Source organism: uncultured Dysosmobacter sp. (assembly GCF_947631165.1).
Lineage (GTDB): Bacteria > Bacillota > Clostridia > Oscillospirales > Oscillospiraceae > Oscillibacter.
This window is the reverse complement of sequence record NZ_CANRKH010000052.1, coordinates 1-12,639: the sequence shown is the minus strand read 5'-3', so window position 1 is coordinate 12,639 and position 12,639 is coordinate 1. Positions and strand designations below refer to the sequence as shown.

10 protein-coding genes and 1 pseudogene are annotated in these 12,639 nt (G+C 52.4%); 7 read left to right on the top strand and 4 right to left on the bottom strand.

All coding sequences use genetic code 11. The features are described 5' to 3' along the window. Positions 1-1,056 (top strand): dicarboxylate/amino acid:cation symporter (locus tag Q0Z69_RS15065; protein WP_298035220.1); only part of this gene is annotated, 1,056 nt, incomplete at its 5' end. Positions 1,057-1,244: 188 nt separating this feature from the next. Next, positions 1,245-1,349, top strand: a pseudogene (locus Q0Z69_RS15060) (AbrB/MazE/SpoVT family DNA-binding domain-containing protein); the annotation flags it as partial. Between the two features lie 227 nt (positions 1,350-1,576). On the opposite strand, the gene Q0Z69_RS15055 reads toward Q0Z69_RS15060, so the two are convergent. From Q0Z69_RS15055 to Q0Z69_RS15040, 4 genes are all read right to left on the bottom strand, one after another. Then, entirely contained in the window at positions 1,577-2,518 is a 942-nt protein-coding gene (locus tag Q0Z69_RS15055) for a LysR family transcriptional regulator (protein WP_298035219.1), read from the bottom strand. Beyond that, positions 2,515-3,492, bottom strand: a complete 978-nt coding sequence (locus tag Q0Z69_RS15050) for a LysR family transcriptional regulator (protein WP_298035218.1) — start codon at positions 3,490-3,492, stop codon at positions 2,515-2,517. Before Q0Z69_RS15050 ends, Q0Z69_RS15055 begins: the two co-directional genes overlap by 4 nt. A 141-nt stretch (positions 3,493-3,633) precedes the next feature. Beyond that, positions 3,634-4,704, bottom strand: coding sequence for an NAD/NADP-dependent octopine/nopaline dehydrogenase family protein (locus Q0Z69_RS15045; RefSeq protein ID WP_298035217.1), 1,071 nt, complete (start codon positions 4,702-4,704; stop codon positions 3,634-3,636). A 225-nt stretch (positions 4,705-4,929) separates the two neighbouring features. After that, positions 4,930-6,417: an SLC13 family permease gene (locus Q0Z69_RS15040; protein ID WP_298035216.1), complete on the bottom strand. Its 1,488-nt coding sequence runs from the start codon at positions 6,415-6,417 to the stop codon at positions 4,930-4,932. Between the two features lie 411 nt (positions 6,418-6,828). Here Q0Z69_RS15040 and Q0Z69_RS15035 point away from each other — a divergent pair, with 411 nt between their 5' ends. The 5 genes from Q0Z69_RS15035 to Q0Z69_RS15015 all read left to right on the top strand — a co-directional run bounded on the left by Q0Z69_RS15035 (position 6,829) and on the right by Q0Z69_RS15015 (position 12,612). Beyond that, positions 6,829-7,554, top strand: coding sequence for an aspartate/glutamate racemase family protein (locus tag Q0Z69_RS15035; RefSeq protein ID WP_298035215.1), 726 nt, complete (start codon positions 6,829-6,831; stop codon positions 7,552-7,554). A 24-nt stretch (positions 7,555-7,578) separates the two neighbouring features. Continuing rightward, complete coding sequence (locus tag Q0Z69_RS15030) at positions 7,579-8,286, top strand: arylmalonate decarboxylase (RefSeq protein ID WP_298035221.1); 708 nt, start codon at positions 7,579-7,581, stop codon at positions 8,284-8,286. A 45-nt stretch (positions 8,287-8,331) separates the two neighbouring features. After that, complete coding sequence (locus Q0Z69_RS15025) at positions 8,332-9,717, top strand: MmgE/PrpD family protein (RefSeq protein WP_298035214.1); 1,386 nt, start codon at positions 8,332-8,334, stop codon at positions 9,715-9,717. Between the two features lie 45 nt (positions 9,718-9,762). After that, positions 9,763-11,208, top strand: a complete 1,446-nt coding sequence (locus Q0Z69_RS15020; RefSeq protein WP_298035213.1) for an MmgE/PrpD family protein — start codon at positions 9,763-9,765, stop codon at positions 11,206-11,208. A 126-nt stretch (positions 11,209-11,334) separates the two neighbouring features. After that, positions 11,335-12,612 carry an NAD(P)/FAD-dependent oxidoreductase gene (locus tag Q0Z69_RS15015; protein WP_298035212.1) on the top strand — a complete coding sequence of 426 codons (1,278 nt, stop codon included), beginning with the start codon at positions 11,335-11,337 and terminating at the stop codon, positions 12,610-12,612. Positions 12,613-12,639 lie beyond the last annotated feature (27 nt).

Sequence of the window (12,639 nt, the reverse complement as noted above, 5' to 3'; positions counted from 1 at the left end):
GTGGTCCTGCTGTCCATGATCGACGGCATCATCTCCATGAACGACATGCGCAAGGTCGGCTCCGTGGGCATCAAGACCGTGGCTTACTTCCTGGTGACCACCGCCATCGCCTGCATCATCGGCCTGGTGTTCGCCAACATCTTCAACGGCGCCGGCCTGTTCCCGGTCCTGGACCCCGAGAGCGCCACCTATGAGGCCAAGGAATTCAGCGGCTTCATGAGCGTGCTGGTCGGCATCTTCCCCACCAACATGTGGAAGTCCTTCACCGATGCCAACATGCTGCAGGTCATCGTCATCGCGCTGTTCTTCGGCGGTTCCATACTGGCTGCCGGTGAGCGAGGCAAACTGGCCCGCGACATCGTCAGCTCCTTCTACGCCGTGATCGAGAAGCTGATGAGCTTCATCATCAGTCTGGCCCCTATCGGCGTGTTTACTTACATGGCATGGGTCGTGGCCACCCAAGGCTCTGATATCCTGGTCTCCCTGCTGCTGGTCATCGTCTGCGCCTACCTGGGCTACATCGTTCACGCCGTGGTGGTGTACTCCCTGTCCGCTAAGGTCTTTGCCGGCATGAGCCCCATCAAGTTCTTCAAGGGCGCTTTCGCCGCCATGATCTTCGCCTTTACCTCCACCTCCTCCGCGGCGACCCTGCCGGTCTCCAAGGAGTGTGCCGCTGAGCTGGGTGCCGAGGACGACATCGCCGCCTTCGTGCTGCCTCTCGGCTCCACCATAAACATGGACGGCACTGCCATCTACCAGTGCGTGGCCACCGTGTTCCTGGCCTCCTGCGCCAACATCCAGCTGACCCTCGGCCAGATGATCATCGTGGTGGTCACCGCGACCCTGGCTTCCATCGGCACCGCGGGCGTCTCCGGTGCCGGCATGATCATGCTGGCTATGGTTCTGGAAGCGCTGGGCATTCCCGTGGCCTACATCGGCCTGATCGTAGCCGTGGACCGGATCTTCGACATGGGCCGCACCTGCCTGAACGTCACCGGCGACATCGCCTGCTCCCTGTGCGTCACCAAATGGGAGAGCAAAAAGGCCGCCAAGTAACTTACCCCTGTCTTTTCAGCGGCCGCCGCACGGCGGCCGCTTTTTTTGCGCGCTCATCAATTTGACCGTCTGTTTTCCCAGACTTCTCCAACGCGTTTCCGGCATAAGGCGGAAAATATTGTGGATACTATCTTTTGCCAGGCAGATAGCTCAGACATAACATTCAACTGACAAAAGGAGTTTTCGATATGAAGGCAACTGGAATCGTGCGGCGGATCGACGATCTCGGCAGAGTCGTGATCCCCAAGGAGATCCGCCGCACCATGCGTATCCGGGAGGGCGACCCGTCACAGACAACATTGGCACGGTGGGAGCAGTTCTGCTTCGGGATGCTGAATCTGGAGAAGCGGATGGGGCGGGGCGGTACATAAAAAACCTCATGCCATCCGAATGGAAATGGTCCGACTCATGCGGAATTACATGAGTCGGACCATTCTTTTGCCGCCAATACACTTTATGCTTTGGTGTTTTCTGTCCTTATTGTCCTGAATATCTGCCGGCTCTCCGATGGATCGCTGCTTTATAAGGGAGGCAGAGATGAAAAATAATCTTCAATGCACTTAATGAGGACCTGCTCAGAATACCGAAGGTTTTTCAGGTTCCGATGAATCAGACACAAAACCATGCTATCATCTTTCAGCAGCCCGGTGAGTGGGATGGCACGGAGGAGGGAGTTATCTTCGCTGCGCTCATGGAAGATCGCATACCCACTCAACGTGCTGACAAGGTTATTCTTGATGATGGCTTCCTTGATAAGCGAAACATTGGAATATGTTGTAAATCTGTTGCGTCCCTCTTGAAATTTAACAAAAGTTGCACTAGCTTCACGATTGCTGAAATATGAGAGCATAGCCATGTTCATATTCTTTACGTCATTGATATGTATGCTCTCTCGCCCGGCAAAAGGATGGTCTCGCCTTACCAGCAAATAGAACCGGTCTTGAAATACCGGCTTGACGACGATCTGGTATTTTTGTGCGATAGCCTCAAAATCCTTGATGTTGCTCCTAATGTCACTGCCAAAATACGTGAGGCCGACATTAAAATCATTTTGAATGATTTTTCCGCCGACATCGCTTCCTTCACACTCACGGAAAATCAAATTGCTCCCTGGCAGAATCGCCTGATATGCCTTGCTGAGTGGAGCGGCAATGGAGCAATTGATGCTGGGCGAGCCGATGAGTTCCACAGGGAACGGCGTAGCTTCCGACTTGCTTTGAAGCAGTTTGATCTCCTCAAAACAGGATAGGATATCCCAGATCAGCGCCAGGGCCTCTTCCCCTTCCGGAGTTGTTTCCACACCGCTATGCGTTCTGCGGAAAATGGCAAAGCCGACCTCCTTCTCAATGCTTTTCACGACAGAACTCAAGGCGGTTTGTCCAATAAATAATTCACGGGCCGCGGCGGAAATAGAATGGTATTTGTCAATCTCCAACAAATAATCCAAGTGTTCCATTCTCATTCGGCAGGCCTCCTCTCAGGCTCTTCCAAAGCTGGGACAGAGCGCAATGGGGCAGACGGGCAAGTCCGAAAGTGTTCTTTGATGCAGGAGACCAAGATCCGCTCTTGGGGACGCAGGCTCCGGTCGCTGCGGTGGATCAAATAGATAGATACGCACCATTCCCTGCCGTTTGTATGGATCGGTGTTATGTGATAGTTATTTTGGTAAGCTTCCAAGTTCGAACGAATGGAATATCCGGTCACGAGCCCTATCATATTCTGCTCCAAAATAGCCTGCCGCATAGTTGCAATATTGGGGAAGAAAACGGACTGGCCTCCCGCGGTCAATTCTCTGAAAAGCTGGTTATTTAAATCAGCCTGAAAGCTGGTGACAATTGCCAGGCGCTCGCTGGCAACCTCATCGGTGCCGATCGACTGCCTGGATGCGATCCAGTGCGTGCTGGGGGTCAGTAAATATAATCTATCTGAGTAGAGCTCCTCAATCTGAATTTTATTTTTGTACGCATCTTCTTGAATTTGGAACATTTCCGAATCAGAGAAATTTGTGACGCCGATATTAGCGGCTTTTGATTTGACGCGCGCATATACTTCCATGGTAGGGCACTCATCCAATGAGATATCTCCGTGAAGCTCAAATCGAGAATATGTCTGGGACAGCGGAACAGCGAGGCCGACATTCACACTGGGACTCATGGGGATGGCAATTACCTGTATGTTGTCCCGGTGGTTTTTCAAGCTCATCAGTTCTTCATGCTTAACATCGATTTCCCATGCCAGCGACATAAGGCGCTGCCCCTCCACTGTGGTGGATACGCCGTGAATAGAGCGCTGGAAAATCGTGATTCCCAGCTCTGCTTCCACAGCTTTGACGACAGAACTCAGCGTCGTCTGACTAATGTGGAGGGCATGTGCAGCGGCAGAGATCGAGTGGAGCTGGTCGATCTTCAGCAGATAGTGAAAATACTCCAGTTTCATACAATTCCCCCTTCTCTTGAAAATTTTTGATTATTTTTACATGATAGCAAAATGAGCAGCTAACTTCCAGTGTTTTAAAAGCAAAACTTCCCTGTGAAGAACCAAAAAAGGAAATCTTCACAGGGAAGCTTGAGTATTCGATCAGATTTGTCGGCAAATTTCCTCCAGGCTCATGTCGGCAGGGAAGCCGAGATTCTCCAGGGAGCGGCCATCCTTGCCCAGATAATCCCGGTCATTGATGGCTCCGGCCACGCCGAGGAAAGCAGTCAAAACAGGCATTTCCAGTCCCAGACGTTTGGCAACGGAGATCGCAAAGGCAGCACCGCAACCGCAGTCCTCATGCAGATAACGGTGATCCAGTGCACAGGGGCCATCCATGTACTTGTAGAACGTATGAACTTCGGGGTGATCCTCCAAGTGCTGGACATTGTCGATCATTCCCATGGGATTGCCATGCTCCTGCATCCCCATAGCCTCAATGACGGCGGCGCGCTCCGCGCGGATCTTGGAGATGCAGTGGACGATGGACGGCGTGAAAGCGTATTTGAAGAGGGAGAAATCCTTGCCCTTGTGGTCGATCTCAGCCGCGGACAAAATGGTGCTGGCGATGTGGTTGATAACGTTACCGGCGTTGATGACGCCTTCAAACACGTTTTCGTTGGCAGAGTATTCCACAACGCCTTCCAGATCTTTCAGGACCCGAACAGTGTCGGAAGCAGGCAGAGATGCGGCCTTCCCCTTCAAATTCAGCGGCATTCCTGTGGTAACCTCCGCCTTTTCAGACAAACGGCAAGGACAGAAGTTGCCCTCTTTTTCCGTCAGGGTGACTTTTGCGGTGACGCCCAGCTCCTGGAACACCTTGCGGAACACAAAGGAACCCAGGTTGCCTGGAACGATCATAATATGCTGGCCGTCCTCCAGATAAGGAGCGATGCGGCGTGCGATCTCCTCATGCCGGTCGGACATCACATGCACAAAGATGGCCTGGGCGCCGTGAATGGCTTCGGCAGCATTGGTAGTCATCTTAGCAGGCTTGGCATAACCGTGGATCTCGCCGCGGACGGTGATCCCCCCACACTCTTCAATGTCGGCAAAACGGGAGACAAAGCGCTCGTCATCATGAAATGTGACCTGGAAGCCGCGCATGGTCATGATAGCTGCTACGGCATGGCCGGTAGATCCAGCACCGATTACGGTAATTCTTTTAATCATGATTTTAAGATCTCCTTTTTGTGGGCGTTGCCTGTTGCCCCAGGCAGCGCAGTTTGAAAGGGATATTCCGCAGTTCTTTACCTTAATGAGTATAAGAGAAACAAGTAACAGATGCAAATGGCTTTTTTCGTTACGGGATACCGAGGCCGCAGATACCTTTCATATTGAAAAATCCGGTCCAGCCATATGGCTGGACCGGATTTTTCAGAAGGCAGATAGATAAAATCAACCAAGGAAGATAGCGAACATAGAGAACAGCGGAATCGCAACGACCAGCACAGAGAGTGCGCCAGCCAATGTGACCTTGATTCGCATACCGCCGTTGGTCAACTCCTCACGCGCATGGAAGATGGCCGCAGGAGCGGAAGCACCAGGCAGGACCATGCCGATATTGATGATATAGATCAATGCCGCGCCAGCAAACTGGGGATCCATGCCGCTCTGGATGACAAAGGGAGCGATGATGGGGATCATGGCAGCGCCGAACGCAATGTTGGAACCCACGTTAGTCAGGAACATGCTCAAAACGATGGTAAAGATCAGGATAAATATACCGCTATGACCCTCGAACAGAGGTGTGAAAACGCCAGTCAGCCAGGGAACGATACCAGTGGCTTCATTTGTCACCGCACCTGCAATAGGCAGTGTGACGGCGCACATCAAAAGTACAGGCCAGCTGATGGCATTCTCCTTTACCGCGTTGAATTCGATGCAGGGCTTGCCGTCTCCTTCGCCGCTGGGAAGCAACAGCAGCAGAGCAGCGCAGATGCAGAAGGCACCGCCCACGGTCACTACATTGAGCACAAAATCGCTGAAAGCTGTTCCAAGCAGCGTGCTGGCAAGGATTACAATAAAGATGGTGGTCAGGTTAAGTATCAATATGCGTCTGGTTCGGTGAGAGAGATGCTTACTGGACTCGTCCATCTTATTGACATCAAATGCCTCCATCGTGCTGTAATCCACCTTGAAAATCACTTTGGTGGCAAACACGTAGACGGTCAAAATCAAAACAGTGGCAGGGATGGTCATGGATCCCATGATGCCAAAGTTGATGGGGCTGCCAGTCACAGCAGCCCAAGTCTGGGACAGACCCAGCATCCAGCTTGTATAGGGAATCATGGCGCCGCCGAGGATGGTGCCCAGCAGAATCCCTCCGAAGCCCACATACCGGAAAGAGCTGTTCTTCGGATAGCCGCAGTTATCCGCAATATCGTCCCAGATCGCATACAGCAAGATCTGAAGCATGATCTGATTGACAACGATGGCAGACAGACCAAAAATAACCATGAAGCACCAAGTATAGAAGAGGGGACGGCCTTTGAATATCTTCATGGAAAGAGTCTTACGGACGAACCATTTACCAAAGCCGTAATATGTCAGCGCACCGGCACTGATAAAGCTGACTAAGGATTGGAATACAACAGGGTGGCCCATCATAGTGCCGACAGCCGTGTTCATATCTACGAAGCCAGAGGTGCCGTAAGCCAAGAACGCAAAGAAGGAAGGCCAGATAATATCACAGGTGGAGTATCCGTAAACGACGCCCAAGAACACGCCCAGGATCCGCATGCCGACAGGAGTCAATGTTGCAAACGGGGGAATGAAGCCAAATCCAAACATGAAGAACAGTGTAACAGCAATATGGAACCAATAAATGGGACTGTATTTTTTGACCTCAGTTCCGTTCTTTTTTACAGTGATCGTGTTAGCCATAGACAGTTATCATTCCTTTCTCTGTTTAAGACGCAAAGAAGATTGATGGGAGCGCCCCTTCTGAAATGGGCAAAAATCAGGAGGGCTACTCTCCGCAGGATCGAACTGCTGGAATGGTTTGAAAGAGTGACTCCGACAGACTACCTGCAAAAAAGCACTGTTCTCAGGAATGACTGAAATTAAATTATCATGTTCCTCCACTAGTTTCAAGGATACGGCCATATGCTTTTTCGGTATGGAATACTGAAATTACAGCTTTGACAGGCACAAAAAAGTGTTGTTTGATAAATATGAAAGAGTGATTGGCAGCATCTGCGCGAAAGCATGAAAGAGACAATATGATAGGTTGTCCAGTTCTTTGAGTGCGCATATCATACAGCTGACACAATGCTGGGAAAGGAAACAGTACATATGTATGGTTGGAGAGCAAAAATCGGCTTGATCACACCTATGAGTGAAAACGCGGAACACGCGTTTCACATCTACGCCCCGGAGGGCGTGACTTTTGCCTCAATGAAGATCAATTTCCCCGGCCCCACACCGGAGGGTCTCATGGTTTTGACAGATCGCCTGGAAGAGACTGCCGCCATGTACAAGGGCTATAATGACATGGATTTAGTAGTATTTGGGTGTACCTCTGGCAGCTGCATCAAGGGTGTGGGCTGGGATCAGGAGTGCATCAACCGAATTGAAAGAGCATCTGGCATTCCCGGTCTGACTACCAGTACCGCCGTGTTGGAAGCATTACATGCAGTAGGTGCAAAAAAAGTGGCAGTTTTGACACCATATCCGGAAGCAACCAACGATGCGGAAAAGAAATTTTTAGAGGATAATGGTTTTGCGGTAACCAATATCATTGGGGTCGACATGGGGCAATTTTGCAAAGACGGACAGCATGGTTTTGAAAACGCAGATGAACATTTCCTATATCAAAATGCCAGGAATATGGATCTCAAAGGCGCTGACACGTTCTTTCTGAGCTGCATGGGACTGACCACCATGGAAATCATCGACGCTTTGGAAACAACATTGGAGATTCCTGTTATCACAAGCCACCAGGCCACATTGTGGAGTGCCTTGCGGCACTGCCGCGTGGGTGCTAAGCTGCCGAAATTAGGCAAGCTGTTCACACTCTAAAACGAAGAGGAAAGGACTGATTTGATGTATAGTTGGCGAGCAAAGATCGGCGTGATTGCTCCACTGGATGACCAGGTGGAATACGCCTTCAATAAGTATGCCCCGGACGGCGTTTCTTTCAACTGCACCAGGCTTTCTTTCCCTGGGCCTACCCCGGAGGGATTAATCTATCTTTCTGATCAGCTGGAAAATGCAGCGAAAATGTACCGCAGCCAGCCACATGATGTAGTTCTGTTCGGCTGCACCTCTGGAAGCTGTATCAAGGGCTTTGGCTTCGACAAAGAGTGCATTGAGCGGATCGAACGGGCCTGCGGCTGGCAGGGCTTGACCACCAGTACGGCGGTCTTGGAGGCGTTTCAGGCCTTGGGCCTGAAGCGGAGCGTCGTGATGACACCCTATCCCGACGACACCAATGAGGCTGAGAAGAAATTTCTGGAGGACAACGGTCTGGAGGTAACTTCCATCACTGGCATCGGATTCAACAGAGTCGGACAGTATAGCCACGCAAGCAAGCAGTTTCTCTATCAAAACGCTAAGAGATTGAAAACCGAGGGCGCTGAGGTGTTCTTCCTCAGCTGCATGGGCCTTGCTACCATGGAGCTGGTGGAGATCCTGGAAGAAGACCTGGGTATGCCTGTTATCACCAGCCATCAGGCCAGTCTGTGGGCCTGCCTGCGGCATGCTGGTATCAAGGACAAACTGCCTGGACTGGGCAAACTTTTCACTATTTGACACCTGCTGAAAAAGCGGTGAAAAGCAACAGAAGGAGGATTTTATATGGGCTTCAATTATCACGGGATCACAACAGATATGACAAAGCAGCTTTGCCACTTTGTTAAAGAACTGAAATACGAAGATATTCCCCCCATGGTTATCGAACGCGCCAAGATGAACATTATGCATACGGTGGGCGTATCTCTGTGCAGCGCCGAATTGCAGCAGGTCAAAGACGCCATTTCTATTTCCCAGGAGATGTCTCCCGGCTCCTCTCAGGAAGCTACACAGTGGGCCACCGGTAAGAAGATGAGCTGGGAAGCCGCCGCTTTTACCGCCGGTTCTATGGGCGATATGCTGGACTGGGAGGATTGCTCTGTCACCGGGCACCCCTCTGCCGGCGTAATTCCCACTGCTATTATTGCCGCAGAAGTTTTGAAAAAGAGTGGCAAAGACCTGCTCACTGCTGTTGTGGCTGGCTACGAGGTTTATCAGCGAGTCGCGCTGGCAGGCAATAGCAACATCGTCAGCTATAACATTTTCGGCTGCCTGGCAGTCCTGATGAAGCTGATGGACCTGTCCGAGGAAAAAATGAATCAGGCTTTCGGCATCGGCACCGCCTGCGCCATCATTCCCACCTCTCCCCATGAGACGACCATGTCCGACTCCCTGAACTACCTCTATGGCTATAAGGCAGAAAATACTGTTACTATGATCAAGACTGCCTTGGAGGGCATTGAAAACATGGAGGACGCCTTTGACGATCCCACTGCTTACCTGCGTCACACAAAAATGGTTCAGCCACAATGGATCACTAAGGAACTGGGCGAGACCTGGCTGATGATGAATATGATCCTCATCAAGCACTGGCCTGCCAATGTGTTCGTGCAGACCTACACAGAACTGGCAGCCCGGCTGGTCACAAAGTATAAATTCAATCCGGACGATGTGAAGGAGATCATTATCAGCCCCTCTGTGGAGTTCCGGCACTGGTACTCCGATGTGGGCTATGAATCTGTGACTCAGGCGCAGTTCTCCATCCCCTATGGTACCGCCTGTGCTATGTATCATCCCGAACCTAGTGCCATCTGGTATCAGCCGGAAACCATGAAGGATCAGAAGATTATTGACCTGATGATGAAGGTGAAGGCGGATGGCTTCGTGGAGTTCGATTTCTATCGTGCCCGCTTCATTCAGGACTTGATCGATGGTAAGCATCCCGAAAAGTTCATGAAGGTTCGTATGAAGGATGGCACCGAATATGTGGAGAGCGCCTTCACCCATCCTGGCCATCCCAACTATATGCTGACCCGGGACGAATTTAAGGATATGTTCCGCCTGACAACGAAGAACGTACTGAGCGATGAAAAACGCGAAGGTGCTATCAGTTGCATCTGCAATCTGGAGAAGTATGAGGACGCTTCCGTTTTGCCCTCCTTCTTCTATTAAGGACATCAATAACCCTCATTACATTGAAGAAACAGGAGGTACAATATGCGGTATAATCGTTTTTTTAAAGATAACAACTTCCTCACGCCCACTACATATACCCAGGAGCTCAGTGAGTATGCTGTAAATTTGAAATATGAGGACATTCCGTCCGAGGTCATCGAACGTGCCAAGATGATCATGCTCCAAACCATCGGTGTCACTCTCGCGGCAAAGAATACGCCTATCTCTGAAAAGGTCCGCAAAATCGCCACGGAAGCCAACGGCGGCGAAGGCGGCCCTACCACGGTATGGGGCACCGGTGAGAAGATGGCCGCCGTCAACGCGGCGCTGGCAATAGGCACCTTGTCCGACGCACTGGACTGGGAGGACTGCTCCTGGACCGGCCACCCATCCGCTGGCATCATCCCCTGCGCCTGGCTGGCAGCGGAGGAGAAGCACAAGAGCGGCAAGGAGATGCTGGCTGCCATCGTCGCCGCTTATGAGGTCTACCAACGCATTGCCATGGCTGTCCAGCCCACGGATGAAATTTGGATGACCAAGGGCTGGGGCCTGACCAGCTGGCAGATTTTTGGCTGCATCCTGCCCGTTGCCAAGCTGTATGGCTTTGATGCCCGAAAAATCAACCAGGCCATCGGCGTGGGCTGTGAGTGCAGCACCTTGCCTACAGCGTATCACGCCACCACAATGTCTGACTTCTACCACTATGAGCATGGTTACCGTGCTCGTGATGGCTTCCTTATTTCCAAGTGTGTAGAAAAGGGCATTCATAATCAGCGCGATCTGCTGGACTTTGCCCCTTGCTACGGCGCTGCAATCTGCAGCACCATGGATGGTGAGGATAAGTCCGATCCCTCTTGGTATACCAAAGATCTGGGCACCCGCTATTTGATCATGGAAACGCTGATGAAGCATTGGCCCGCCAACATGTGGGTCCAGACCACCGCGGAAATTGTGAGCAACCTGTCTAAGAAGCACGGCTTCGGCGCTGAGGACGTAGAGGAGATTATTGTCGATCCTCCTGTCGCAGAACGCATGTGGGCACCTGACGAGGGCTTTACCTCTGTGACCCATGCCCAGTTCTCCATTCCTTTCGTTGTGGCATCCATGCTGTATGATCCTAATCCCGGTGCCCAGTGGTACACTCCCGAGAAGATGAAGGATCCCAAGATCATCGCCCTTGCCAAGCGGGTCAAGTCCGGTCCCTCTCCCGCTGATTCTCCGCTTACCGGCTTTAAGGAATTCCGTATGGGAACTTATCCCATGAAGACCATCACCGTCACGCTGAAGGACGGGACCAAGTACGAGGGTAAGATGGACTGCCACCCTGGCCATCCCAAGAACATGATGACCCGCGAAGAGTTCGTGGAGCGCTTCCGCGTGCAGGCCGCACCTGTGCTACAGGGTGAAAAGCTGGAGAAAGTGATCGAGGTCCTGTGCAGCATTGAAAATGTGGAGGACATCTCCTCTCTGTCCGGCCTGCTCGGCTGAGCAGCGGGCACAATCACCGGCTGGTTTGACAGACGTGTTTGCTGAAGGCTGGCGCGAAAGCCCAGCCTTCAGCCTCTCTCTCAAACACGGAACTGGAACACGCAGCCGGAGACACTGGAGGATTCTATGAAAAAATATGCCATCATTGGCTTTGGGGGCGCTGGCTACAACGCCGCCAAAGAGGTGCGGCAGCGGGACCCGGAGGCAGTCATCGACGTCTATTCTGACACGGATACCGGCCCCTACAATCCCATGCTGACCACCTATTATGTCAAAGGGGCCATCCCCTATGACGCCCTGTTCCCTTTTGGAGACCTGGAGGCCGTAAAACGTGAGTTGAACCTGAACATCCATACGGACTGTCCTGTCACCGGCCTGGTGCCGGAGGAGAAGAAGCTGCGCTTTGCCGACGGGCGGGAAGCCGCCTACGACAAGATCCTCATCAGCACTGGTGCGTCCGCCGTAATGCCCCCTATTCCAGGGCTGAATCTGCCCGGCGTGTTCAAGATGCGCACCGCCAAGGACGCCGTCGCCCTGCGGGAGCTGCTGGAAAGCGGCCAGGTGAAAAGCTGCCTGGTGATCGGTGCGTCCTGGGTTGGCATCAAGGTCGTAGAGGATATGGCGGCTTACCGCATCCCCTGCACGCTGGTGGACGGCGCCAAGTGGATGTTCTATGTGGCGGCTTTTGAGGCGACCGCCAAGCGGGCGCAGCAGGACCTGGAGGCTAAGGGCGTCCCGGTGTACTGTGAGCAGATGTTGGACCACATCGAGCAGGAGGCGGACGGCCAATTGACGGCCGTTATGCAGAATGGCCGCCGCTTTACAGCCGGCACTGTGGCGGTGTGCATCGGCGTGCGAATGAACGTGGGGTTCCTGAAGGACAGCAGCGTTGCTATGGGCCGCGGCGTTCTGGTGGACCGCTATATGCAGACCAATTATCCCGGTATCTACGCTGCCGGCGACTGCTGCGAGGCCATCGACATTCAGAGCGGGACCCACCGGAACATCGGCGTGTGGTTCAACGCTAACAAGCAGGGACAGGTGGCCGGCGCCAACATGGCGGGCACTCCCATGGAATTTGACGCAAACGTGCTGGTCAATCTGGCCCATTACATGGATTACGATTTCATCAGCATCGGCGACGTATCCGCCTGTAAGCCCGAGGACGAGGTGTACGAGTACGAGGATGGCCGGTATTACATCCGGGCCGTACGGGATGGAAAGGCCATCAAGTGCATCAATATGATCGGCTCCGCCGACAGCAACGGCATCGTGAAGAATGCCTTTATCAAAGCCATCGAAAATCCGGAGGCGGATCTGGACATCAAAACCATCTGCTTCCTGAAGGGGAAGGGATTCCCTGATCCCTTCATCAACTTTTTGGGAGGGAAATCTCTTGACTGAATTAGAGAAGAAGATCAAAGCCAAGAT